This window comes from Deinococcus radiodurans R1 = ATCC 13939 = DSM 20539, from assembly GCF_000008565.1.
GTDB classification, from domain to species: Bacteria; Deinococcota; Deinococci; order Deinococcales; family Deinococcaceae; genus Deinococcus; species Deinococcus radiodurans.
This window is the reverse complement of sequence record NC_001263.1, coordinates 2,372,193-2,396,211: the sequence shown is the minus strand read 5'-3', so window position 1 is coordinate 2,396,211 and position 24,019 is coordinate 2,372,193. Positions and strand designations below refer to the sequence as shown.

Here is a 24,019-nt window from a genome sequence, read left to right as displayed (position 1 = left end):
AATGTAGCCAGGAAACTCATTCTTTGGAAAGCGGCGGAGGCATATTGCCTCGCTGCGCCGTACTTTCATCCAGTGTCGCCGCCGTTCATCTTCCGTCAGCTCTAATAATATTCGTTCACTGACATACTTGATTCTGAAAGTCCGTCTTGAACGAAGTCCATCAATCGTCTTGCGAGCTGTCGAGGACACGTGCAACCGGCTCCGTTTCCCCGGCCCGGCTGCTGAGGACGGTGGCAAGAACGACGAGTGCCCCGCCCAGGGCGCCGCGTGCGCCGACCCGCTCGCCGATCAGGGCGAAGCTGAACAGGGCCGCGCTGACCGGCTCCAGGGCGTAGATCAGGCTCGCCTCGGCGGCGCTGACGTGGCGCTGGCCCAGTGTTTGCAGCAGTGTGGTGCCGGCGGTGGCGACCACGCCGAGGTAAAACAGCGGCGCCCAGGCCGCCTGCGGAGGCCACAGCGGTGCGCCGCTCAGCAGGGCCCAGCCCCAGGCGACCAGCGCCACCGACAGAACCTGCGCGAGCGTGAACGGCAGCGCCGCGTGCCGCGAAGCGAGTTTTTCCAGCGCCAGGATGAATCCGGCGTAGGTGACGGCGCACGCCAGCGCCCAGGCGTCGCCGCTGACCCAGGCGCCGCCCTCCCACGAGAGCAGCGCCAGTCCCGCGACCGCCAGCGGCAGCGCAGCCCACAGCACGGCGGGCATTCGCCGCCGCTGCACCAGCGTGAGCCACACCGGCACCAGCACCACGCTCAGCGCCGTGAAAAAGGCCGCCCGGTTGGCGGTCGTCGTTTGCAGGGCAATCGTCTGGGTGCCGTACCCCGCGATCAGCCACAGCCCCAGCACCATGCCGTCGCTCCACAGGCTGGTGCCGTCGGCCTGGGTGACGGTCACTGTAGGCGCGGGCGTTCGCCTCAGCGCCGCCAGCGGCAGCAGCACCAGCGCGCCGATGGAAAAGCGCCAGGCGAGCAGCACCGGGGGCGCGAGTAGGGCGCCGAGCTCCTTGACCACCGCGAAGGTGCTGCCCCAGATGGCGGTGACCAGAAGCAGAAGCAGAATGCCGCGCAGGTGAGACGTCATACAGCCTTGAACTCTAGCGGGCGTACTGGTCCGGAAGGGAGCGCGACCTGACCTTACATGTTCAACAGCTCAGCGCTGCGGCTGTCCGAGCGTTTCGTCGAGCGTCAGGTCGAGGCGCAGGTAAGGGCCCTGGCGGGTATAGGTGGACGAACTCTGAAAGCCCTCGAAGCCCCTGAAGTTGTAACCGGCGGTCAGCCAGGTGCCGGGCAGCGGGCGCACGCTGCCTTCCACGCCGTAGCCGAAGAGGGTGGTCTGACTGGCGGGCTGGGTCAGGGCGCGCGCCCAGGCGCCCACCGCGAGGCGGTCTGTCAGGTAGTAGCTGCTGCCCAGCCAGCCCTGGAGGGTGAAGCTGTCGCGGTCGTCGAGCTGGGTGCGGCTTTCGACACCGCCGCGCACGGCCCAGTTGGGCAGGCGGTAGGCGGCGCTGACTCCGAAACTGAGTTCCGGCTTCCCCCCCGCGAGCGAGCCGGCCACGTAGCGGCCATAGCCCAGGCTGCTCAGGCTGCGGCCCCGGTAGGCGTACCCCAGCTCCAGTCGCTCGCCGCGTCGGCCCTGGCCGAACTCGGCGGTGCCGCCCGCGTTCAGGGTGAGTTCGTCGGTCACACTGCCGGTCACGCCGCCGCGCAGCACCACGCCGAAGCCGGTGTCGCCCCGGTAGGACACGTCAGTGCCGACGGTGGCGCTGAGGCGGTCGGTCTTGTAGTTGATGTCGGCGCCGGTCGCCCCCTCGAACGCGCCTTTCCCCACGTCGTAAAGCACGTTGCCGCGCAGATTCAGCGCCGTGCGGTCATTCAGCGGCAGCGTGGTGGTCGCGCCGAAGCGGGCGCGGTTGCCGGCGCCGCTGGCGGTGGGCAGCTCGTAGCCCACGGCGTAGTTCACGTTGCCGATCATGGTGTCGAGCGTGAGCGCGGCGGCCTGCCCGACCCCCCAGGTGATCTTGTCGTTGAAGCCCAGGGTGAGGTCCTTGCGAATGCGAAACCGGCTGCTGATGTCGGTGGTGGGGTCAAGGTCGCCGATGATCGGCTGGGTGTGGACCACGTCGACCGAAATCGGTTCGCGCTGGTAGCCCACGCTGCCCACCAGCCCCAGGCCGGAGCGGTCGCCGAAGGCGTAGCTCACCCCGGCGCCCACCGTGAAGGGGTCGAGGTGATACACGGCGCGGGCGGTCACGTTGCCGCCCCGGGCGTGATTGGCGTTTTCCACATCGCTGGCACGCGGCGAGGGCATGTCGCGGTATTCGGCGTCGGCCACGGCGTTCAGGCGCGGTGTCAGGCGTCCGGTGTAGCGGCCACTGACCACCAGTCCCGGTGCGAAGGGCGCGAGGCCCTCGTAGCTGGCCTGCTGGTAGCGCACCCGGAAATTCAGGTCGTGGTTGCGGGCGAGCACCGTACTCAGGTCGGCGCTCGCCTGCACGCCGCCGGAGTAGGCCAACAGACCGCTGGCCTTGACCGGCCCGCGCTGGTAATCCGCCTTGACGCCGTAGGTCGTGCGCCCGTCGAGGTAGACGGCGGCCACCCCGACGCTGGAGTTCGTGCCGGTCGTCTTGATCTGGGCGCCGTAGGCAGTGCGGCGGTTGGCGAGCGGGTTGTCGAGGCGGTAGCTGGCGTACACCACCCGCTCGTTGAGCTCCGCGTCGAGCCGGTCGATGGCGCGGTTGAAGGTCACGACGCCGCTGCGTGGGTCGAGCACGTAGTCCACGTTGCGGACCAGTTTTTCGCGCTGCAATTCCTTGCCGGTGCTGCGTTCGAGCGTCACGAGTTCCAGGGTTTCGCTGCCCAGGCTAACGCCGGTGTCGCCCAGCCGCAGGAGCCGGGTGCCTTCGGGCGTCAGGGGCCGGTTGACCACGCGGTCTTCGGGCACGAGCGCGACGAATCCCGAGACGCGCGGGTTGGTCTTGGAATAGGCCGTCAGCGCCGTGAGGTTCTCGCCCACCGGCAGCACGTCGATGGGTAGGCTGGTGCGGCGGTACTCGGCGCGGAACTGGGGGTGGTCGTAGCTGAAGGCCACCGGGTCGATGCCCTGCAGAGGCACGCTTTCGGTGCTGGCGTCGCCATAGACGGTGTTGCGGATCAGGGTGTTGCGGTCGGTCGGCAGTCCGTCCTTGTCGGCAGCGACATACAGTTTGCCGGCGCCGAGCGGGCCTTCGTAGGCGCCGCGGGCCTGCCAGGTCACGTCGTCTTGCAGCTCGAAGTCGCCGTCGAGGCCCAGCGTCGCGCTCAGGACCCCGATGCCCACGCGGCTGCGGTCAGGCGTCACCTCGTAGCGGTAGGTCTTGACTTTTTCGCCTTGCAGCACGTCCACTTTCAGACTGGTGGGCGCGGACTGCGGCTGCAATTCGAGCACGCCTACGCCCTCGGTGAGCCGCACCTGATAACCGGGTTCGCCGGGGTTGGCGTCGGGCAGCCGGGGTTCGAGATTGGTCCGCACGGTGATGGTCGGCTGGCTGGTGAGCTTGCCGAACTCGTCGAGCGCCCGCAGTTGCACGCGCACCGGCGAGCTGCCGTCGGCCTGAAGTGCGAGCGGCTTGACCTCGATCTGGGCCGTCGAGCCGACCAGCGACACGCTGATTTCGTCGTTTAAAACGCGCAGGACGTTAGTGCCGCCCTTGAGGGGCACGCCGATGTAGGTCAGACGCTGCACGCCCCGCACCCCGTCTTGTACGTTGGTGCCGATGGTGTCGTCGGAGACGGTCACGCCGTTGACGGTCAGGGTGGGCGGCGGACCCTGGGGCGCCCCATTTCGGATGACCGTCAGCCCGTATTACAAACGCTCCGTCTCGTCTGCGCCATGCTGAAGGCACGCGAGGGAGGAGAGATATGGCACGCATCACCCGCTACAGCAAATTCGAGGGGGAACTCGACCAACTCGAGTCCTCCGAACTCATGCAGATGATTCAGGAAGCGCTGCTCGGGCAGGGCATGAACGACCCCTGGGACCCCGACCCCAACGCCCGGCCCAGCATGGACGACCTGTTCGACGCGATTCTGGAAGCGCTGGCCGAGCGCAACATGATTCCTGAAGAGCAGCTGCTCGAAGCCTTGCAAGCCGACGACGTGCGCGAAACGGCGCTCGGGCAGCAGATCGAGCGCCTAATGGACAAATTGCAGCAAGACGGCTTCATCCGCAAGGAATTTGGCGACGAGGACGGGCAGGGCGGCGCGGGCAACCCTGGCGAGGCCACCTTCCAGCTCACCGACAAGAGCATCGATTTCCTCGGCTACAAGTCGCTGCGTGACCTGATGGGGGGTCTGGGCCGCTCCAGCGCGGGCGCGCACGACACCCGCGAGTACGCCAGCGGTGTGGAAATGACCGGCGAACTCAAGAACTACGAGTTCGGCGACACCCTCAACCTCGACACGACGGCGACGCTGGGGAACGTCATCTCCAAGGGCTTCGATCAGCTTGAGGAAGCCGACCTCGTCATCCGGCAGGCCGAGTACAGCTCCTCGGCGGCGACGGTGGTCATGCTCGACTGCTCGCACTCCATGATTCTCTACGGCGAGGACCGCTTTACCCCGGCCAAGCAGGTGGCGCTTGCCCTCGCGCACCTCATCCGCACGCAGTACCCCGGCGACACCGTCAAATTCGTGCTGTTCCACGACTCCGCCGAGGAAGTGCCGGTCAGTAAGCTTGCGCAGGCGCAGATCGGGCCGTACCACACCAACACGGCGGGCGGGCTGCGGCTCGCGCAGCAGCTCCTGAAGCGCGAGAACAAAGACATGAAGCAGATCGTGATGATCACCGACGGCAAGCCCTCGGCCCTCACGCTGCCCGATGGCCGCATCTACAAAAATCCCTACGGCCTCGACCCCTACGTGCTCGGCACCACCCTGCGCGAGGTCGCCAACTGCCGCCGCTCGGGGATCCAGATCAACACCTTCATGCTCGCCCGTGACCCCGAACTCGTCGGCTTCGTGCAGCGCGTTTCGGAGATGACGAAGGGCAAGGCCTACTTCACCACGCCGCAGAACATCGGGCAGTACGTGCTGCAGGACTTCATGACGAACAAGACGAAAGTGATGAACTGAGGGCAGTGAACAGGAGCAGGAAGCGGAGGGTTGACGCCTTCCGCTCCTTTTTATTTCGCGTGCTCAACGACCGTGCCCGCCGCGTCAATCGGAAAGTCCATCACCCGCCCACTCAGGCCGTTTTTCGTCATCACGTCATGCAGGTAGTGGTGCAGCGTCGCCGTGCTGCCGCGCTGGTCGTGGAAGCACAGCACGGTCGGCCCCGCGCCGGAGAGAGCCGCACCCAGAGCCCCGTATTCGTGGGCGTGTTCGAGGATGTCGCTCAGCCCCGGCACCAGCGGCGCCCGCCAGACCTGATGCACGTAATCCTGCATGGCGTGCCGCAGCAGGTCGAGGCGCCCCTGCGCGAGGGCGGCGGCGAGCAGCGCGGCGTGCGAGAGCGCGTGTACCGTGTCGGCGCGGCTGTACTCGCGCGGCAGCACGGCGCGGGCCTTGGAGGTGGACAGCTCGAAGTCGGGAACGAGCACCGTCACGCCGAGGTGCGCGGGCGGGTCGAGCCGCACATAGTGGGTGCCGAGCTTGTCGAGGGTGGCGACCACGATCCCGCCGAACAGCGCCGGGGCCACGTTGTCCGGGTGGCCTTCTTCGCGCGCCGTCACGTCGAGCACCGTTTCGTCGTCGAGGGGCCGGCCCAGCAGTTCGTTGCCCGCCACCACGCCCGCGACCAGCGCCGCCGCCGAGCTGCCCAGGCCACGCGCGAGCGGCACCTCGGTTTCGATTTCGACGCGGGCGGGGGGGAGAGTGCGCCCGGCCCGTTTCGCCGCCAGGGTCATCGCCCGGTACACGTAGTTGCTCTCGTCGGCGGGGGTGTCCGCCAGCTCCGTGCCCAGCGGCACCACCTCCGCCTTGTCCTGCGGTGTCACGCGCAGGGTGGTGTAGAGCGGCACGCTCAGGCCGAGGCTGTCGAAGCCGGGCCCGAGGTTGGCGCTCGACGCCGGGGCACGGACGGTGAAAGGCCGCGCGGGGCTGCTCACGACCTACCTCGCTGCCTAGGAAGGGAGGGCAGGCGGCAAACAAAACGGGCAACGTGCAGTGGCAATCCGGGCATGGGTCTCCAATCGCCGCCGCAAGCGGGGCCGGCTTCCATCCTAACGGCCCTTGCCCTGTCTTTGACCGTCACGCCAAGACAAATCGGTCTGCCTTTTCCTCTGCTTTTCGTCAGACATGAGACCAAACCCGACAGCATGCGCGCCAACCCTGAGTGAAGATTGGCGGGACATCCATCCCGTCTTTGTCCGCCGTTGAGAAAGTGACCTGGGGAACGTTAGCAGGGGGAGTCGGGCCCCATCCTGCCTACACAACAACAGCCGGGAAAGCCGTGAGCAACAGGGTTTCTCTGGACTTCATCTCAACTTCGACGGAGGTAGGAATCATGGGTTGGCTCATTACGATTTTGGTTGGTGCACTTTGCGGCTGGCTCGCCAGCATGATCATGAAGACCGATGCTCAGCAGGGCGCGGTGGCGAACATTCTCATCGGTATCGTTGGCGCGCTGCTCGCCCAGTTCATCTTCGGTGACCTGCTGCATATCGGCGGCTCGTACAACGCCGGCAACGGCTTCAACTTCCTGAGCATCGTCTGGGGCGTCATCGGCAGCGCGATCCTGATCGCCATCCTCAAGGCCCTCAAGATTCTTCGCTGAACCTCTCCAGAAAAGCTCCGCCGAGCGGCCACAAAAGGCCAACCGGCGGAGCTTTTCTAGCTCGGTCTGAAACTGCTTAGGCTTCAGGCACGGCCTTTTCGCGTTTGCGCTCCGGCAGCAGACTGGCGACGAGCAGCAAAATGGTGCCGCCGACCACGCACATATCGGCGATGTTGAAGATGGGAAAGCGGGTGCCGTTGATCGCCTCGGTCACGGCGCTCAGCAGCGGCGAGTGAATCATGTCGGTCACCTGCCCGCGCTGCAAGCCGTCGATGGAGTTGCCGATGGCCCCGGCGGCGATCATGCTCAGCACGACCGTCAGAAAGCGGCCCTGCGGCTTCCACAGCAGGTAGCTCAGGATGCCCAGCCCGACCAGAATCCGCCCCAGCGCGAGGGGCACGGCGCTGCCGCTGAACATGCTCCACGCGGCTCCGGTGTTGAAAGTCAGTTCCCAGTCGAGCACCCCCGGAATGACCGGGATGGCTGGGGCATTCAGTTGTAGGTGGGCCAGTGCCCACGCCTTGAGCCACTGGTCGAGCGCGATCAGCACCAGAACCAGCACGGCGGGAAACCAGACGGGAAAACGGCGCGGGGCGGTGGGCACGATGGGCAGTATACGGCTCACGTTCTGCTGCCTGGAAAACGGCCACAATGCCCGACATGGCAAACGTCGAATCGTTCGATCTGGACCACACCAAGGTCAAGGCTCCCTATGTCCGCCTCGCCGGGGTCAAGACCACCCCGAAGGGTGACCAGATCTCCAAGTACGACCTGCGCTTCTTGCAGCCCAACCAGGGCGCCATCGACCCCGCCGCCATTCACACGCTCGAGCACCTGCTGGCGGGCTACATGCGCGACCACCTCGAGGGCGTGGTGGACGTGTCCCCGATGGGCTGCCGCACCGGCATGTACATGGCCGTCATCGGTGAACCCGACGAGCAGGGCGTGATGAAAGCCTTCGAGGCGGCCCTCAAGGACACCGCCGGGCACGACCAACCCATTCCCGGCGTGAGCGAACTCGAATGCGGCAACTACCGCGACCACGACCTCGCCGCCGCCCGCCAGCACGCCCGCGACGTGCTCGACCAGGGGCTGAAAGTTCAGGAAACCATTCTGCTCGAACGCTGAACCCTGCTGGTTCCTCCAACCAACGGCCCACGGCCCGCCTTGCATTTTCGGGGGCGGGCTTTATGTTGCCGCGTTGTGCTGTACAAATCACAAACTAACGAACGCTCGTTAGGTAAACTGGGGACAGTTCACATTCTGGAGGTTGACCCATGACCCAAGAGCAGACCCGACCCAAGCATATGGCCGCAGGCGAAACGCCCGAGCAGCACGCCGCTTTTGAAGCCCGCATCGCGCGCGGCGAGAAGATTGAACCCGGCGATTGGATGCCCGCCGAGTACCGCCGCCAGCTGATCCGCATGATTTCGCAGCACGCCCACAGCGAAGTGGTCGGGATGCTGCCCGAGGGCGAGTGGATTGCGAGGGCGCCCAGCCTCAAGCGCAAGACCATCCTGATGGCGAAGGTGCAGGACGAAGCCGGGCACGGCCAGTACCTCTACCACGCCGCCGAAACGCTGGGCGTGACCCGCGAGGAAATGCTCGACGCCCTGCTGACGCGCAAAGCGAAGTACTCCTCCATCTTCAACTACCCCACCCTGACCTGGGCCGACGTGGGCATGATCGGCTGGCTGGTGGACGGCGCCGCCATCAAGAACCAGACCATGCTGGCGGGCTGCTCCTACGGCCCCTACAGCCGGGCGATGGTGCGGATTTGCAGCGAGGAAACCTTCCACCACAAGCAGGGCAAGGAAATGATGGTGCTCTACGCCCAGGGCACGCCCGAGCAGCGGCAGATGGCGCAGGACGCTTTAAATCGCTGGTGGTGGCCCGCCGTGCAGATGCTCGGCCCGCACGACAGCGACAGCCCCAACACCGGGGCGCTGAGCAAGTGGGGCATCAAGCTCAAGACCAACGACGAGGTGCGCCAGGAGTTCATCAACGAGCATGTGCCTGAGCTGCTCGAAGCCGGCCTGACCATCCCCGACCCTGACCTGCACCAGGACGAGGCGGGCAACTGGGTGCACGGTCCGATCGACTGGAGCGAGTTCTGGGCCGTCATCAAGGGTGAGCAGGGGCTGGGCAACGAACGCCTCGCCACCCGCCAGGCCGCGCAGGACGAGGGCGCCTGGGTGCGTGAAGCGCTGGAAGCGTACATGGCGCGGCAGGCGAAGGGCGAGGCGGCGGATTGAGTTGGAAGACCCCTCACCCCTGCCTGCGGCAGGCCCTCTCCCCCTAGGAGAGGGTCAAACTGCGCTTTTTCCCTCTACCAAGGGGAGAGGGCCTTGCGAAGCAAGGGGTGAGGGGTCTTTTCGCCAGAGGAAAAACCATGACCCAAACAACATCCAACCACCCTGACACCCAACCGCACGACACCCAGCCCCAGGACACCCAATGGCCGCGCTGGGAAGTCTTCAAGCAGGACACCGACAAGCGGCCCTACCAGGCGGTGGGCACGGTCCACGCGGGCGACCCCGAGCACGCGCTGCTGACCGCCCGTAATGTCTTCGTGCGCCGGCCCGCTGCCGTGAGCCTGTGGGCGGTGCGCGAAGCCGACATCCTGACCGCCACGCCCGAGGAAATCGCGTCTACGCCGGAGGTGTTGCAGACGCCGGGCGCGGGGGGCACCTACCACGTCGGCGTGAAGAAGTCGCACAAGCGCTCCATGACCTTCGTAGACCTCGTGGGCACGGTGGAAGCCAGCGGCCCCGGCGACGCGCTGCGGCAGGCCCGCAAAGCCCACGCCGACGCGCTGGCGTGGCTGGTGTTTCCCGACGCGGCCAAAGCGGCCACCGACGCCGACCCCGGCACGGTGGAAAGCTGGTTTGCGCCCGCCAAGGACAAAACCTACAAGCAGCAGCAGTTTTACGGCACCATCGGCACGCACGTGGGCGAACTCAAGCGCGCGGGGCGGATGCCGGGGCGCACCGACGTTCACCCGCACGTGGCCGACCAGCCCGCCGTGCAGCACCACGACGAGGGACCGCAATGACCGCCACGACGCCGACTTTGACCCTGACCGACGCCCAGATCCAGGCCCTGATTCGCAAGCTGACCGCGCTGGCCGACGACGAAATCGTACTGGCGCACAGAGGCGGCGAGTGGACCGGGCACGCACCCATCCTGGAAGAGGACATCGCGCTGGCGAACATCGCGCAGGACGAACTGGGCCACGCCGCGCTGTACCTGGGCCTGCGCACCGACCTCGACGGCAGCCAGCCCGACCGCCTCGCCATGTTCCGGAGCGCGAGCGAGTACACCAACACCCGCTTGACCGAGTTGCCGAAGGGTGACTGGGCGGTGACGATGGTGCGGCAGTTCCTTTACGACGCTTACGAGGCGCTGTGGCTTGAAGAAGCGGGAAGCAGCCGGTACGCGCCGCTCGCCGAGGTCGCCCACAAGGCGCTGCGCGAGGAGAAATTCCACCTGCAACACACTGCGCTGTGGGTCGAGCGCCTCGCCCTGGGCACCGAGGAAAGCGAGCGCCGCACCCAGACGGCCCTGAACGAACTGTGGTCCCACGCCGCGCAACTGTTTCAGCCGGTGGCAGGCGAGGAAGAACTGATTGCGGCGGGCATCGTGCCGGACCCGGCGGCGCTCAAGGCCCGCTGGGAAAAACTGGTCACGGCGCACCTGCAAGGCAAATGCGGCCTGACCTTGCCGCGTGGAACTTTCACCAGCGACGACAGGGGCCGCGACCACCACACCGAGTACCTCGCGCCACTGCTGGCCGAGATGCAGGAGGTGGCCCGCCAGCACCCCGACGCGGAGGTGTGGTGATGGGTCAGGCGGAACCTGCCGCCGCCTACCCGGACCCGGCAGCCGTCTGGGCCGCGCTCTCGCAGGTGCCCGACCCCGAAATCCCGGTCGTGTCCATCGTGGACATGGGCATGGTGCGCGAGGTGAAGGTGGACGGTGAAGGGGTGTCGGTCACCTTTACGCCCACCTTCAGCGGCTGCCCGGCACTGCACGTCATCCGGCAGAGCATCGAGGACGCCGTGCGTGGGCTGGGCGTGAATGACGTGGAGGTCAAAAGCACGCTGACGCCGCCCTGGACCACCGATTCGATTTTGCCGGATGCCCGCGAACGCCTGCGCGAGTACGGCATCGCGCCGCCCGCGCCCGCCGAGGGCAGCCTGATTTCGCTGGAGCCGGAGCCCACATCCTGCCCTCGCTGCGGCTCGTTCAACGTGCGGATGACCGCCAGCTTCGGCCCGACGCTGTGCAAGCGGCTGTACGTGTGCGATGCCTGTAAAGAGCCGTTCGAGGGGTTTAAGAGCGTTTGAAGCTATAAGTTATGGGCCATAAGCAGAGAAAGGCTTGTGGCCCATATTTATTGGATGTAAGCCCTTCCTTATTCCAGCTGAGCGAAAGCGAGGAGAGAATGCGTAAGCCCAGTTTTGAAGAGATAGTCAAGACGTATCCTACACGGGGCCCTCTACAGCAATATCGTTTAAGTCTCGCCACCGCTTTTCAGTGCTTTCGCTGTGGCGAAGAGAAAAAGGCAAAACTTATAACTCTTTATCGTGGGGACTGGGAAAAAACACTTTGCAATGGCTGTTACGGATTCTTGCTGTCTGTCTGGGAAATTAAAAGGGGTCATCAAGATGATGGTGAAAAGGCAGAAGCGTTAGCAGATCTGCTTTTATCGATCTATAATAAGAATAAGATCAGTGAATTGGAAAAAATATATGAGATTAGAGACAGTAGAGCTCAACATATTTCTGATAATTCACTCCGTTTTTTAGCTACTTCTGAGCATTTAGCAGAGAACATGCCAGAAGATTTAGACTGGTCGCCAGTAATAATTGGCTTGTGTAAAGCTTTTGAAACAGAAGTAACTATTAAAATACTTTACCCGCTCTCAAAACGCCTCTCTGAAACAAATTTGTCCATTGACAAATCTGATAAAGATCTAGGTAGGATAGCTAAATTTTTGTCGGGGGAAGGTAAAGCACCCGAGATGGGAACATTCGCTCATTTCCTTCAAACGTTGCTGAACAGTATTAGCCGTCGCTCAACTAGTCAAGTTGTAAAAGAAATGTTTAACCTTTTCCAAGATTGGCCGCGTTCATCTTGGATTAGTGATATTAATGGACTCTACACTCAGATTACTAAGCTGACCCGCGATTTTCGCAACCGTGCAGCACATACAGAAGTTCTCACCAGAGCAGATTATGAGGCTTGTCGCGAACTGGTTATAGGCGACAATGGCATGCTTTGGAAATTGGCACTTACAACACAAAGAATTTGACTATCTCTAGGAGCTAATCCCATGACCACCCCTTCTACCCAAATCCTCCGCCCCGCTTCATACGTGTATGGCCAATGGCACGCCAACAAAGACGGCCAGACCCTCCTCGACGCCGTGTATGGCCGCCCCGTCGCCGTCATCTCCAGCGAGGGCGTGGACTTTGCCCAGGCGCTGGCTTACGGGCGTGAGGCCGGGGCAGGCTTACGCAAGCTGACCTTCCACACGCGGGCACGGATGCTGAAGGCGCTGGGCAATTACCTGATGGAGCGCAAGGAGGACTACTACGCCCTCAACCTGCTGACCGGCGCGACCCGGAGGGATGGCTGGGTGGACATTGAAGGCGGCATCGGCACGCTGTTCAGCTACAGCAGCATGGCCCGCCGCGAACTGCCCGATGAGCGCTTCCTGCCCGACGGCAAGGTGGAGGTGCTGGGCAAGGGCGGCACGTTCATGGCCCGTCACCTGCTGGTGCCGCGTGAGGGCGTGGCCGTGCAGATCAACGCCTACAACTTCCCGGTGTGGGGCATGCTGGAAAAACTCGCGCCCGCCTTTATCGCCGGGATGCCCTCGCTGGTCAAGCCCGCGCCGCAGACCGCCTACCTGACCGAGCGGGTGGTGCGCGACATCATCGCGTCGGGCATCCTGCCCGAAGGCTCGCTGCAACTCGTGACCGGCGACCCCGGCGACCTGCTCGACCACCTGCTCGAACAGGACATGGTGGCCTTTACCGGCTCGGCAGCGACGGCGAACAAGCTCAAGGTGCATCCCAACATCGTGGCGCGCTCGATTCCCTTCAACGCTGAGGCCGACAGCCTCAACGCGGCGGTGCTGGGAGTGACCGTGCGGCCCAAAGACCCCGAATTTGCCCTGTTTGTCAAGGAAGTCGCCCGCGAAATGACCGGCAAGGCGGGCCAGAAATGCACCGCCATTCGCCGCCCGCTGGTGCCGTGTCACCTGGTGGACCCGGTGGTAGAGGCGCTGCGGGCCGAACTCGCCAAGGTGACGGTGGGCGACCCCGCCCGCGACGACGTGCGAATGGGCGCTCTGGTGAGTGTGGAGCAGCGCGAGCGGGTGCGCGAAACGCTGGAAAAACTCGGCCAGGACGCCGAAGTGGTCATCGGCGGTGGGGCAGGCGAACTGCTCGGCGGCGACCGCGAGAAGGGCGCTTTCCTCGACCCCACCGTGCTGCTGTGCCGCAACCCGTTGGAGGCGAAGGGGCCGCACGAGCTCGAAGCCTTTGGGCCGGTCGCCACGCTGATGCCTTACGACACGCTGGACGACGCTATTACCCTGGCCAAGATGGGACGCGGCTCGCTGGCGGCGTCGGTGGTCACCTTCAACCGCCACGAAGCGACCGAACTGGTGCTGGGCATCGCAAGCACGCACGGGCGGGTGCTGGTGCTCAACCGCGCCGACGCGAAGGAAAGCACCGGACACGGTTCGCCGCTGCCCCAGCTGCTGCACGGCGGCCCCGGTCGGGCAGGCGGCGGCGCGGAAATGGCGGGGCTGGCGGGCGTCAAGCACCACATGAACAAGGTGGCGGTGCAGGCCGACCCGACCACGCTGGCCGCGATTACGAAGGAGCATATCCCCGGCGCCGAGGTGCGCGAGGACGTGGTTCACCCCTTCCGCAAGACCTTCGACCAGATTCAGCCGGGCGACAGCCTGCTCACCCACCGCCGCACCGTCACCGAGGCCGACATCGTGAACTTTGCCGCGCTCACGGGCGACCATTTTTACGCCCACGTGGACGACATCGGCGCGAAGGAAGGCATCTTCGGCAAGCGGGTGGCGCACGGTTACTTCCTGATTTCCGCCGCTGCCGGGCAGTTCGTCTCGGCGGCGCCGGGGCCGGTGCTGGCGAACTACGGCCTGGAAAACCTGCGCTTCGTAGAGCCCGTCGGCATTGGCGACACTATCCGCACCCGCCTGACCTGCAAGCGCAAAATTCGCAAAGACCTGCGCCCCGGCGAAGAAAGGCCGACCGGCGTGGTCGAATGGCACGCCGAAATCACCAACCAGCACGAACAACTGGTGGCGACCTACGACATCCTGACGCTGGTGGAGCGGGCGCGGGACGAGTTCGACGAGCCTGCCGAAGCTGTGGAAGGCGCGCAGGCCTGAGTCTCTAAGTCGGGTGGCGGAGGCGTCCGGTTGGCGTCTCCGTTATCGTTTTGTCCATGCCCACCGACGCCCGTGGAGAACTGGAGGACGGACGCTACAGTTACCGCCAGCAAAAAGACGGGCGCGTCGTGGTGACGTGGTATGGGCGGCCCGTGACCACACTGGCGGGTAAAGACGCCCAGAAGTTCCTGGCCCGCGTGGAGGGACTAGGTGACCACGAAGCGCAACTGGTCATGGCGCGGGTCACCGGCAATTTCAAGCGGGGCAACGAGCGCTAGGCCGCTGCACGCGAGCGTCTGGGACGCAACAAATATTGGGCTGCGCCACCGGTCCTTTTAAGCCCTTTGGCTTATTTCCCTGCCCTCAATTGTCCCTTATCCTGCCTGCACATCCCGCTTTACCTCAGGAGTTCACCCATGAGAACACACCGCCCTGCTGACCCCGAAGTCAAAGCCCCCCTGCGCGGAGGTGCTGGCGTTCCATGCGGCCTGAGTGGTGTGATGTTCTAGACGCTTCACAGGTCGCCCGGACGCGCCGCCCCGCGCCTCTATGGAGACCTCAACTTTGCAACCCAAATCCGAATTTTTTGCGGCGCTGCGCCACTTCGCGGGCTATTACCGGCCCTACCGCCTGACCCTGTACGCCGACCTGCTGTGCGCCCTGCTGGTGGCGGGCATCACGCTGGTCTATCCGCTGTGTGCCGGCTACATCACCCGCACGGTGCTGACCCTGACGCCGCAGCAGGCGTGGCCCGAATTGCTGCGTGTGGGCGGGCTGATGGTGGGCCTGCTGGCCGTGCAGGTCGCCGCCAACAGCTTTCTGGACTATCAGGGCCACATGATGGGCACGTTTATCGAGCGCGACATGCGCCGCGACCTGTTCGCGCACCTGCAAAAGCTGCCCTTCGGGTTCTACGACACTCACCGCACCGGGCAGCTGATGAGCCGCGTCACGGGTGACCTCTACGACATTGGCGAACTTGCGCACCACGGCCCCGAGGACCTGTTTATCGCGCTGGTGTCGTTCGTGGGCGTGTTCGTGATTCTGGCGGGCCTCAACCTGCCACTCACGCTGATCCTGCTGGCATTCCTGCCATTCATGGCGGCCTACGCGCTGTATTTCAACGTGCAGCTCAACCGCGCGCTCCTGCAAAGCCGCCAGCGCATCGGCGAGGTGAACGCGCAGGTGGAGGACTCGCTGGCAGGCATCCGGGTGGTGCAGTCGTTTACCGGTGAAGGGACCGAGGCGCGGCGTTTCGGCGCGGCCAACGACCTGTTTGTGGAAGGCCGCCGGGGCGAATACCGCGCCGAACTGTATTTCTACCAGGGCATGACAGCGTTTACGGGGCTGATGACCATCGCCGTACTGATGTTCGGCGGCTGGGCCATCCTGCAAGGCGGTCTGCGGATAGACGGGCTGGTGACGTATCTGATGTGCGTGGGCATCCTGCTGGAACCCATCCGCCGGCTCGTAAATCTAGCGCGGGTGTTGCAGGAGGGCGTGACCGGCTTCCAGCGTTTCCGCGAGATGATGGCGGTCACGCCGGACATCGTGGACGCGCCGGGTGCCGCCGAGCTACAGAACGTGCGCGGCGAGGTGGAGTTTCAGGGCGTGAGTTTCGGCTACTCACCTGACGCACCGCCCGTGCTGCGCGATCTCAACCTGAAGATCAGGGCCGGAGAATTCGTCGCGCTGGTCGGCGCTTCGGGCGTGGGCAAATCCACGTTGTGCGCCCTGATTCCGCGCTTTTACGACGTAAGCGCCGGGCAGGTGTTGGTGGACGGCCACGATGTGTGTGGCGTAACACTGGCAAGCCTGCGCCGCAGCGTGGGCGTAGTGCAGCAGGACGTGTACCTGTTTTCCGGCACGGTGATGGAGAACATCCGGTATGGGCGGCCCGGCGCGACGGAAGCCGAGGCCATGGACGCGGCGCGGCAGGCCGGAGCGCACGATTTCATCACGCGGCTGCCCCAGGGCTACCACACCGACATCGGGCAGCGCGGCGTGAAGCTTTCCGGGGGGCAGAAACAGCGCCTGAGCATTGCCCGCGTGTTCCTGAAAGACCCGCCTATCCTGATTTTCGACGAGGCCACCAGCAGTCTCGACAACGAATCCGAGCGGCTGGTGCAGGAGTCGCTGGAACGGCTGGCCCGCCGGCGCACCACGCTGGTCATTGCCCACCGCCTCAGCACAGTACGAAACGCCCACCGTATCGTCGTCCTGACGGAAAACGGCGTCGCGGAGGAAGGCTCTCACGCAGAGTTGCTGGCCCTCGGCGGCGAATACGCGCGGCTGCAAGCGTTGGGCCGGTTGTGAGGAAGCAAGTTGAGGAAAAGCGTTTGCTCAACCTGCCCTTTCCTTTGTGCCTTGCCGGCACGCCACAATGAAGCCTCACGACAAGGAGGACTCCAGATGGGCGAAGGCCGACCGAGCAGCACCCCCAGCACCCCCCAGACGACCACCGGCAGCGCCACCGAGACGCACGGCGCGAACACCAACCTCGACCCCAGGTTGCAGGGCGGCCCGGCGACGGCCCAGGACCGGGCCAAGACAGAGGAAATCACGGACGAGCATGCGCAGCAGGGCGTTCCGAACGGTCAGGAATAAGCGCCAGCGCACCGGGCAACTGCGAAAGCTCCCGCACAGTCGGTGCCGGGGCGCGGAAAACTGAAGGTTGGTAAAGACTTCACCCGGACACCTGACCGGTGCTCAGGTTTTAGAGTAAGGGGAGGAGGGTAAGACAATGACCAAAAACGATGCAATGGGTGGAATGGACCAGAGCCGCCTGATGAGCGGTGCGGCGGGCGGCGCCCTGGTGCTGATGGGCCTGAAGAAGCGCGGCGTGCTCGGCCTGCTGATGACCGTGGGCGGCGGCTACCTCGCCTACAAGGCCGCGACCGGCAAAGACCCCGTGATGGAAGCGGCGGGTCTGACGGGCTCGGCGGGCGCGGCCAAGCCGATTTTCGTGGAGCACTCGATTGTGATCGACCGCCCCGCGCAGCAGGTGTACGACTACTGGCGCAAGCTGGAAAACCTGCCCCAGATCATGAGCCACCTCGAAAGCGTGACGGTCCTCGACGACAAGCGCAGCCGCTGGGTCGCCAAGGCGCCGCTGGGCACCCACGTGGAGTGGGAAGCCGAAGTCGTCAACGACAAGCCCGGCGAACGCATCGGCTGGCACAGCCTCCCCGGCGCCACCGTGGACAACGCCGGCAGCGTGCAGTTTGAAAGCCTGCCCGACGACAAGACCCGCGTGCACGTGGCCCTGAGCTACCGTCCGCCCGCCGGTCCCCTCGGCGCCGCCGTCGCCAAGCTGTTTGGCGAAGAGCCCAGCCAGCAGATTGCCGAAGACCTCCAGAAGTTCAAGGCGACCTTCGAAGGCGCCAACCCCCGCGCCTGAGCAGTTCTCTTCAGACCTGACAAAACAGTGGCTTCCGCGCGGGGCCACTGTTTTTGTCTCTCAGGTTGTTGTCACTCCTCAGTCGTCAGTCGGATCAGGCAACGGCTGTTCTTCTGCGTCCTCTGCCCCCACTTCGATAACTGTCAGCGAGCGCAGAGTGTTGCCCTGATGCCAACCGTAAGCCGGGTCTTGCAGGCCCAGCACCGCCGCGATGTCCTCGCCCTGCTGGGGCGTCGGCTCGCCGTCGAGGCAAAACAGCAGGAACTTGCGTCCGCCGGGGGCGATGCGGATAAACAGGTCCTCGCCGATTTCAAGCTGCTGGGTGCGCCCGAGGTCGGCGGCCCGCTTCTGGGCATGGCGCAGGGCGTCGCGCAGCCGAACGGTGACGGTGGGCGGAACGGCTATTGGAGCTCACCTGCCATAAGCCCGCTGAGCAGCATGTCGGCAAACTGCTCGGCCACGTCACGCGGGGAGAGCCGCCCGCCGGGGCGATACCAGGTGTAGGTCCAGTTCACGGCAGACAGAATCAGGTTGGCCGCCGCCCGAACGTCGAGGTCGGCGCGGAAAGTGCCGTCGCGGACGCCCTGCGCCACCAGGTCTCGGTAAAAGATGTCGATGGTGTCGCGCCACGCCACCACCTGGGCATACGGCTCGGCGGAAAGGTGCTTCCACTCGTGGAAAAACACCGTCGCGCTGTCCATGTTGTCGGCCACGACCTGGATATGGCGAAACATCGCCTCACGCAGCTTCTCGTCAGCGGGGAGGTTCACGTCACGCAGCGAGAACAGCGCCTCGTCGAACTGCTGCGATGCTCCGCGCACGATTTCGACCAGCAATTCTTCCTTACCGCTGATGTGCGCGTAGAGGCTGCCGCCCTGCATCCCCAGCTGTCCGGCGAGGTCACGCATGGACGTGGCGTGGTAGCCGCGCTCGGAAAACAGGCGGCTGGCGACATCATGAATCTGTTCGCGGCGGGGCTTGGTCGTTTCGGTCATATCGAGAAGGCGCGGCAGCGCACTCGGAAAAGACTAGCACGCGCCGCGCTCAACCAAACGGGCGTTTGGCAACACAGTTCGGCTTCCCGCTCGCTCAGCTTTCCACCATCAGCACCCGGTACTGCGCCTGCGTGCGGCCCAGGTCCACGGTGAACTCCTCACCCGCGCGGCGCCCCAGCAGCGCCCGGCCCACGGGACTCTCGGTGCTGACCAGGGCCACGCCGCTGGTCCCCGGCCCCGCTGCGGCCTCGGCGGCGCTCACGAGGTGCAGCGGCAGCTCCCGGCCCAGGCCGATGTTCAGCAGGGTCACCCGGCTTCCTACGGCGGCCCGGCCATCGTTCCCCGCGCCGGGGGCCAGCACCACCGCGCGGGCCAGTTGGTCTTCCAGCTCCTCGATACGGGCTTCGACGGCCCCCAGCGTTTCCTGCGCCGCCGCGAGGTCGAGGCTCTCGTTCTCGTTGGCCTCCATCTGCTCCTGCACCACGCGCCGCGCTTCTTCCCGCCGCGCCTGCTCGCGCTCCAGCGCCGCCTGGAGACGGGACAGGCCCTCGGGGGTCAGGGGGAGGGGTTGAGTCATGGAAAGAGGGTAGGGGATGGACACTGGATAGGCTGAGGAATTGGCTGATCTGCTGTTTGCATTGTGCAAAGAACATCCCCCGCGCTGGGCGGGGGAGGATAGCTCAAAGCATGTTACTGATGCTGGAGCCTATGTATGAGCTGTTCGGGTGTGCCGCAGCAACCCTCAATGCGCAGTCTGTCCTGTTCAAGCCTGACACTCGGTGAGCATCCATGCTCTTCACAATGGATGTTGGCGGCTGCTTCACTCAACTTCTGTAAAGCGATAGCGTTGGCTTTTGCCTGTAAGGCTTTAACAGCGGCTTCACGGTTGAGCCTGAAGCTCATCGGACCTTCTTGCGTTCGCGCTGGCTGAGAGCACTTCCGGCAACAACCTTCGCACTCTTTGAGCTGCGAGGATTGGAGAGGATTTTTGAAGCGACTTTGGCGACTTTCGGACTGGTGGCCTTCTTGGGCATAGAGCTCCTTATGGGCTTTGAGAGGCGAAACGATTGCCTGTCGGCCTCAAGAGGGCTACTCTCTTGCTACCCCTAGCCTGAGCGGTAGCTCCTCTTGAGGCCCTATTGTTCTGGTTCCGACGTTTTAGGCCATGCCTAAAGCGTCGGTTTCATTTCCATCACCTCCTTTTGAGTCCCCGATTTTCGGAAAGAGGGGCCGCAGCCCCCCACTTCCTTCACCCGCACTTGCTGTAGCCGCACGCCTGGCATTTCAGGCAGCCTTCCTCGCGGATGACGGCTTTTTCCTCGCACACCGGGCAGCGCTCCTGCCCCAGCCCGTCCACGCTGACCCCGGTGCTGGCCGGGGCGCTCGGGGCCACTTCGCCGCTTCCCCCGGCCAGGGGCGGGAGCGGCGCGGCGGCCATGTCCTTCTGGAAGGTGTCGAGGGCGACGGCGATCAGGTCGGCCTTGGAGCCCACCAGACGGCCGTTGTAGCTGCCGTACAGCCCGCCGTTGATGCCGCGCAGGGTGTGAATCAGGGCGCTGGCCGGCACGCCGTGTTGCAGCGCGATGCTCACCACGCGCCCGAGCGCCTCGGAGTCGGCGTTGGCTTCGTCGCCCGCGCGGCCCGAGATGACCATGACTTCGACCGGGTTGCCGTTGAGGTGGTTGACCGTGACCAGGAACGAGCGGCGGTGTCCGCTGGTGGGGTCGGTGAGCTTGACCATGTCGGTGATGCCGTGCAGGCGGCCCGGACGCTCGTAGTGCGGTTGGGGCTGGGCCGCAGCAGCGGGGGCGCTGACCGGGGCCGTGACTGCCGGAGCCTCGGCGGGCTTGCTGTCGGCGAGCGGCTCGGCGCTGCCCCTCTCTTCCGTCTTGGCCTTCTTCTTGCTCGTCGAGAGCACCTGGAACTGGCGCGAGCCGTCGCGGTACACCGTGATGCCCTTGCAGCCGGTCCTGTACGCTTCCTCGTAGGCCGATTTCACGTCGTCCACGCTGGCCGAGTTGGGCAGGTTGATGGTCTTGCTCAGCGAGTTGGCGGCGAGCTGCCCACCGTCATCGAAGGCGCGCTGCACGGTGCCCTGCATCCGCACGTGGTCCACCGGCGAGATGTCGTGGGCGCACACGAACACCTGCTGCAAGGCGTCAGGAATAAAGCTCAGGCCCACCACGCTGCCGTGGTTTTCGGAGACGGCTTCGGTCACTTTGTCCCAGTCCCAGCCGCCGTCTTTTTCCATCCCTTTGGGTGCGGGGTAGCTTTCGAGCAGTTCGACAAACAGCGGCGCGAGCAGGGCGCGGTACTCGCTGCCGATCTTGCGCCAGATGAACGGTGAGAACACGGGCTCGATGCCGCTGCTCACGCCCATCAGCATGGACGTGGTGCCGGTCGGGGCCACCGTCAGCACCGCCACGTTGCGGCGCGGGTCGTGCGGCACCTGCTCGCGGTTGCGCTCGTAGACGGGGTAAAAGCCGCGTTCCTGGCCCAGGCGCTCGCTCTCGGCCACCGCTTCCTCGCGCAGCGCCGACATGATGTCGTAGATGGCCTGCCGCCCGGATTCGTTGTCGTAGCGCAGCCCCATCTTGATCAGGGCGTCGGCCAGGCCCATCACGCCCAGGCCCAGGCGCCGCAGGTCCTGCGAGGCCACCCGGTTGTCTTCCAGCGCGAACACGTTCACGTCCAGCACGTCGTCGAGGAAGCGCACGCAGGTGCGGACATCGGCGCGGAAGGCGGCGAAGTCGAAGTCGCTGCCCCGGACATAGGCGGCGAGGTTGATGGCGCCCAGGTCGCAGGGCTCGCCGACAGTGAGGGGGATTTCACCGCAATTATGCGCCAGAACACCGTTGGCGTCGAAAGCGTGAACCTGTTCCACGGTCACGTCATACACGGCTTCCTCGCCGTCGGGCACGATGCTTACGATCTCGTCGCTGAAGCGCTCGCGGTTGAGGTTGCGGGCGTACCCGGCGAGTTTCTCGGCCAGGCGGGCAGCCTTCCCGGCCTCACTGAAACCCACACGCTCTGCAAAGACGGCGAGGTTGCTGCCGCTGATGATCAGTTCGTGCTGGGCCTGGGTGGGGTATTCGGCGCTGCCGCCCTTGCCGTCGGGCAGGGTAGAGGTTCCAGCGAGGCGACGCTCGGCGTAGAGGCTGCTCATGATGCCGAGGCGCGAAAGCATCCGCTGGGCACGCTTCAGCAGGCTCAGATCCGATTGCGCGAGGCGCACGCTCACGCCCTTGCTCTGGGTGCCCTGCACGCTGCCGTCGGCGTCGAACAGGCCCTGTAGGACGCCCCGGTAGAACTCGTAGCCGCCCTGTTCCACCTTGTCGGTCAGCGTCTTGTGCCCGTGCACGACGCCGTACTTGGCCCCCAGTTCGGCCAGGGCTTCACTGCTCAGGCGCACGCGCTGGCGCTGCTCATCGTTGCTACGCCACAGCTTCTTGACCGCGCCCAGCTTGCTCAGCCGGGCCTGTGCGCTATCAGCCTGCGCCTGTCTCTCCTCGCCCCAGAAGCCCAGCGCGGCCATCGGGCGGGCCTTGTCGGTGAGAAAGGTGCCGTCGCCGATGAGAGACCCCAGCAGCCAGCCTTCCGAAAAGTTCCCCGCGCCGGCCCAGGGCTTCACCGTACGGTGATCATTGAGCATGATGCGGTCGCCCGCCGCCAGGGTTGCGGTTTCCACCCAGGCGGTCTGCTGCACCTTGCGGGTCTGGTGAGTCACTTTGAGCAGCTGGTGGTTCCCGGTCAGGCGCAGCTCGTAGCCCCGGCGGGTCGTGACCTTCAGGACCGACTTAACTCCAGTTAGCCAAAAGCCCCCGCGCGCACTGAAGCTCTCGCCGTTCACGGTGGCGCAGAAATCCTTGCCGATCAGGTCCTGCACCTGCCGCGCCCCGAAGGCCGTGCTGACCCAGGTGTCCGCCGTCACGCAGGGATTGGTGGAGCGAATCTCGTACCGCTCGCCCAAGTTCTTCAGCGCCGAGTACTCGTTCACCCGGTCGTTGAAAATCAATCCCGGTTCGCCGGTGCTCCAGGCGTGCTGGGCAATCTGATCCCACAGCCAGCGCGCGGGAATGCCGCTGCCGTAAACCGGAACGCCCTTGGCGCCGTCCTCGGCACGGGTGGGCAGCTCGGGGAAAGTGCCCGCGTACTCGCCTTCCTGCGGCACCGGGAAATACTTGCCGGGCACGTCCTGCGCGTCGATGGTCCACACACCGTCGGCCTGCAAGGTGTCCCAGAACTTCGTGTCCACCAGAATCGAGATGTTGAAGGTTGAGATGTCACCCTCGGCGGCCTCGCGGTCGAGGTCCTTGGCGGTCAAGAAGTCCAGCACATCGGGGTGACCGATGGAGATGGTCGCCATGCCCGCGCCGCGCCGCGTCCCGCCCTGCCTGACCACGCGCAGCACCGGCGCGTACACGTAGCGCAGGGTGTTGATGGGGCCGCTGTCTTCGGCGCCCCGATTGGCCCACTCGATGAAGTTGTCGAAAATCTCCATCAGGAAGCTGACCGGCCCGCTGCTGGTGCCGCCCGACCCCTTGATGGGCGCGCCCTCCGGCCGCATGGCGCTGAGGTCGATGCGCGGCTCGATGTTCAGCTTGGCGATTTCGGCCACCTGCCGCGCCGCGTCGATGATGCCGCCCATGTCGTCGGCCACCGCCGTCACGCCCTCGGGCAGCGTGCGCACAATCTGCACGCCGTTGGCGCGGGCACTCGCCACCAGCTCGGGGCTGATCGCCTGACCGTAGACCACCCGCGTCCAGTTGCGTACCGACACCGGCTGCTTCTCGCCGTCGGGCTGGGTGGGTGGGCGCATCAGACCCTCGATAAAGTCCTGCACGTCGGCGTGCTCGGCGCTCATGTAGACCCAGCCGCGCACGCCGTTGTCGCTCCGGCTGCTCTGGGCACGGGGGCGGTACACGTCGAGGTTCACGCCGTTGCCGCCGCCGACTTTGGTGACCAGCGCCAGCTTCTTGGCGACTTCCATCACGCCTTCAAAGGAGCTGGGGTCGTGCTCGGTGGCGCCCTGCACAAAGCAGTTCAGAACGTTGCCGTGCTGCGTGCCCGCGCCCGCCAGGACGCGCCCGCCGGGGCAGAACTTCTTCTCCGCCATCAGGTCGTAGTACTGCTGCGCCCAGCCCTGCCGCGCCTCCGGGGCCTCGGCGCCCGCCACCCAATCGGCAATGCGCCAGAACATCCCGCTGATGTCGCCGTCGTTCCCCTGCAAGTACTGCCGTTTGGCGATGTGCTGCGCGTTCTCGTCGAAGTGCTGGGTGGTCTTGTCGGTGCGGGCCGGAGCCGAGCGGTCGGGGGCAGTGGTCATGGAACTCCTTGCGGATGGCGGCGGGGACGGGGAAGAGGGACTGGCCGCCAGCGCCCCGGCACAACACGGGAAGCCGTCTCTTCGCCGAAAGGGACAGCAGGGGGTACGCTGG

20 protein-coding genes are annotated in these 24,019 nt (G+C 65.2%); 13 read left to right on the top strand and 7 right to left on the bottom strand.

What is annotated here, in order from left to right; translation table 11 throughout:
- Positions 1–160 precede the first annotated feature (160 nt).
- Together DR_RS12310 and DR_RS12305 are read right to left on the bottom strand one after the other, a co-directional pair.
- Entirely contained in the window at positions 161–1,075 is a 915-nt protein-coding gene (locus tag DR_RS12310) for a DMT family transporter (RefSeq protein WP_010889019.1), read from the bottom strand.
- 69 nt (positions 1,076–1,144) lie between these two features.
- Positions 1,145–3,769: a hypothetical protein gene (locus DR_RS12305; protein ID WP_010889018.1), complete on the bottom strand. Its 2,625-nt coding sequence runs from the start codon at positions 3,767–3,769 to the stop codon at positions 1,145–1,147.
- Between the two features lie 122 nt (positions 3,770–3,891).
- Here DR_RS12305 and DR_RS12300 point away from each other — a divergent pair, with 122 nt between their 5' ends.
- Positions 3,892–5,103 carry a vWA domain-containing protein gene (locus DR_RS12300; RefSeq protein ID WP_010889017.1) on the top strand — a complete coding sequence of 404 codons (1,212 nt, stop codon included), beginning with the start codon at positions 3,892–3,894 and terminating at the stop codon, positions 5,101–5,103.
- 50 nt (positions 5,104–5,153) lie between these two features.
- Here the strand turns inward: DR_RS12300 and thrB are convergent, their stop codons facing one another.
- Complete coding sequence (gene thrB / locus DR_RS12295) at positions 5,154–6,077, bottom strand: homoserine kinase (RefSeq protein WP_010889016.1); 924 nt, start codon at positions 6,075–6,077, stop codon at positions 5,154–5,156.
- Positions 6,078–6,475: 398 nt separating this feature from the next.
- Here thrB and DR_RS12290 point away from each other — a divergent pair, with 398 nt between their 5' ends.
- Positions 6,476–6,745 carry a GlsB/YeaQ/YmgE family stress response membrane protein gene (locus tag DR_RS12290; protein ID WP_027480068.1) on the top strand — a complete coding sequence of 90 codons (270 nt, stop codon included), beginning with the start codon at positions 6,476–6,478 and terminating at the stop codon, positions 6,743–6,745.
- 76 nt (positions 6,746–6,821) lie between these two features.
- On the opposite strand, the gene lspA is transcribed toward DR_RS12290, so the two are convergent.
- A complete protein-coding gene (gene lspA, locus DR_RS12285; protein ID WP_010889014.1) occupies positions 6,822–7,397 on the bottom strand; it encodes a signal peptidase II in 576 nt (191 codons plus the stop codon).
- Positions 7,398–7,405: 8 nt separating this feature from the next.
- On the opposite strand from lspA, the gene DR_RS12280 reads away from it, so the two are divergent.
- From DR_RS12280 to DR_RS12230, 11 genes are all read left to right on the top strand, one after another.
- On the top strand, positions 7,406–7,873 hold the full coding sequence (locus DR_RS12280) for an S-ribosylhomocysteine lyase (protein WP_027480069.1): 468 nt from the start codon (positions 7,406–7,408) through the stop codon (positions 7,871–7,873).
- 149 nt (positions 7,874–8,022) lie between these two features.
- Positions 8,023–9,000 (top strand): 1,2-phenylacetyl-CoA epoxidase subunit PaaA, encoded by a 978-nt coding sequence (gene paaA / locus DR_RS12275; protein ID WP_010889012.1) that lies wholly within the window; start codon positions 8,023–8,025, stop codon positions 8,998–9,000.
- A 137-nt stretch (positions 9,001–9,137) separates the two neighbouring features.
- Positions 9,138–9,800, top strand: a complete 663-nt coding sequence (locus tag DR_RS12270) for a phenylacetic acid degradation protein (RefSeq protein WP_051618855.1) — start codon at positions 9,138–9,140, stop codon at positions 9,798–9,800.
- A complete protein-coding gene (gene paaC, locus DR_RS12265) occupies positions 9,797–10,588 on the top strand; it encodes a 1,2-phenylacetyl-CoA epoxidase subunit PaaC (RefSeq protein ID WP_010889010.1) in 792 nt (263 codons plus the stop codon). The genes DR_RS12270 and paaC overlap by 4 nt, the downstream gene beginning before the upstream one ends.
- Positions 10,588–11,094 (top strand): 1,2-phenylacetyl-CoA epoxidase subunit PaaD, encoded by a 507-nt coding sequence (gene paaD, locus DR_RS12260; protein ID WP_051618854.1) that lies wholly within the window; start codon positions 10,588–10,590, stop codon positions 11,092–11,094. Before paaC ends, paaD begins: the two co-directional genes overlap by 1 nt.
- Before the next feature lie 98 nt (positions 11,095–11,192).
- Positions 11,193–12,062, top strand: coding sequence for a hypothetical protein (locus DR_RS12255; protein ID WP_162177714.1), 870 nt, complete (start codon positions 11,193–11,195; stop codon positions 12,060–12,062).
- A 21-nt stretch (positions 12,063–12,083) separates the two neighbouring features.
- Positions 12,084–14,186 (top strand): phenylacetic acid degradation bifunctional protein PaaZ, encoded by a 2,103-nt coding sequence (gene paaZ, locus DR_RS12250; RefSeq protein ID WP_010889007.1) that lies wholly within the window; start codon positions 12,084–12,086, stop codon positions 14,184–14,186.
- A 56-nt stretch (positions 14,187–14,242) separates the two neighbouring features.
- The gene (locus DR_RS12245; RefSeq protein WP_034350508.1) at positions 14,243–14,464 is read left to right on the top strand and encodes a hypothetical protein; all 222 of its coding nucleotides are present in this window, start codon (positions 14,243–14,245) and stop codon (positions 14,462–14,464) included.
- A gap of 286 nt (positions 14,465–14,750) precedes the next feature.
- On the top strand, positions 14,751–16,502 hold the full coding sequence (locus tag DR_RS12240; protein ID WP_027480071.1) for an ABC transporter ATP-binding protein: 1,752 nt from the start codon (positions 14,751–14,753) through the stop codon (positions 16,500–16,502).
- A gap of 96 nt (positions 16,503–16,598) precedes the next feature.
- Positions 16,599–16,793, top strand: a complete 195-nt coding sequence (locus tag DR_RS12235) for a hypothetical protein (protein WP_162177715.1) — start codon at positions 16,599–16,601, stop codon at positions 16,791–16,793.
- Between the two features lie 136 nt (positions 16,794–16,929).
- Positions 16,930–17,586, top strand: coding sequence for an SRPBCC family protein (locus DR_RS12230; protein WP_010889003.1), 657 nt, complete (start codon positions 16,930–16,932; stop codon positions 17,584–17,586).
- A gap of 401 nt (positions 17,587–17,987) precedes the next feature.
- Here DR_RS12230 and DR_RS12225 read toward each other — a convergent pair whose 3' ends face one another.
- The 3 genes from DR_RS12225 to DR_RS12215 all read right to left on the bottom strand — a co-directional run bounded on the left by DR_RS12225 (position 17,988) and on the right by DR_RS12215 (position 23,907).
- The gene (locus DR_RS12225; RefSeq protein ID WP_010889002.1) at positions 17,988–18,581 is read right to left on the bottom strand and encodes a TetR/AcrR family transcriptional regulator; all 594 of its coding nucleotides are present in this window, start codon (positions 18,579–18,581) and stop codon (positions 17,988–17,990) included.
- Between the two features lie 94 nt (positions 18,582–18,675).
- The gene (locus tag DR_RS12220; RefSeq protein WP_027480072.1) at positions 18,676–19,158 is read right to left on the bottom strand and encodes a GreA/GreB family elongation factor; all 483 of its coding nucleotides are present in this window, start codon (positions 19,156–19,158) and stop codon (positions 18,676–18,678) included.
- A gap of 672 nt (positions 19,159–19,830) precedes the next feature.
- A complete protein-coding gene (locus DR_RS12215) occupies positions 19,831–23,907 on the bottom strand; it encodes an intein-containing adenosylcobalamin-dependent ribonucleoside-diphosphate reductase (protein WP_051618853.1) in 4,077 nt (1,358 codons plus the stop codon).
- Positions 23,908–24,019: the final 112 nt, after the last annotated feature.

Bases quoted from the DNA above. Each gene is read 5' to 3' on its own strand.
- paaA (WP_010889012.1), top strand. From the start codon at position 8,023: ATGACCCAAGAGCAGACCCGACCCAAGCATATGGCCGCAGGCGAAACG.
- DR_RS12300 (WP_010889017.1), top strand. From the start codon at position 3,892: ATGGCACGCATCACCCGCTACAGCAAATTCGAGGGGGAACTCGACCAA.
- DR_RS12225 (WP_010889002.1), bottom strand. From the start codon at position 18,581: ATGACCGAAACGACCAAGCCCCGCCGCGAACAGATTCATGATGTCGCC.
- DR_RS12215 (WP_051618853.1), bottom strand. From the start codon at position 23,907: ATGACCACTGCCCCCGACCGCTCGGCTCCGGCCCGCACCGACAAGACC.
- DR_RS12245 (WP_034350508.1), top strand. From the start codon at position 14,243: ATGCCCACCGACGCCCGTGGAGAACTGGAGGACGGACGCTACAGTTAC.
- DR_RS12220 (WP_027480072.1), bottom strand. From the start codon at position 19,158: ATGACTCAACCCCTCCCCCTGACCCCCGAGGGCCTGTCCCGTCTCCAG.
- paaD (WP_051618854.1), top strand. From the start codon at position 10,588: ATGGGTCAGGCGGAACCTGCCGCCGCCTACCCGGACCCGGCAGCCGTC.
- DR_RS12290 (WP_027480068.1), top strand. From the start codon at position 6,476: ATGGGTTGGCTCATTACGATTTTGGTTGGTGCACTTTGCGGCTGGCTC.
- DR_RS12255 (WP_162177714.1), top strand. From the start codon at position 11,193: ATGCGTAAGCCCAGTTTTGAAGAGATAGTCAAGACGTATCCTACACGG.
- paaZ (WP_010889007.1), top strand. From the start codon at position 12,084: ATGACCACCCCTTCTACCCAAATCCTCCGCCCCGCTTCATACGTGTAT.
- paaC (WP_010889010.1), top strand. From the start codon at position 9,797: ATGACCGCCACGACGCCGACTTTGACCCTGACCGACGCCCAGATCCAG.
- DR_RS12310 (WP_010889019.1), bottom strand. From the start codon at position 1,075: ATGACGTCTCACCTGCGCGGCATTCTGCTTCTGCTTCTGGTCACCGCC.
- DR_RS12270 (WP_051618855.1), top strand. From the start codon at position 9,138: ATGACCCAAACAACATCCAACCACCCTGACACCCAACCGCACGACACC.
- DR_RS12280 (WP_027480069.1), top strand. From the start codon at position 7,406: ATGGCAAACGTCGAATCGTTCGATCTGGACCACACCAAGGTCAAGGCT.
- DR_RS12235 (WP_162177715.1), top strand. From the start codon at position 16,599: ATGGGCGAAGGCCGACCGAGCAGCACCCCCAGCACCCCCCAGACGACC.
- DR_RS12230 (WP_010889003.1), top strand. From the start codon at position 16,930: ATGACCAAAAACGATGCAATGGGTGGAATGGACCAGAGCCGCCTGATG.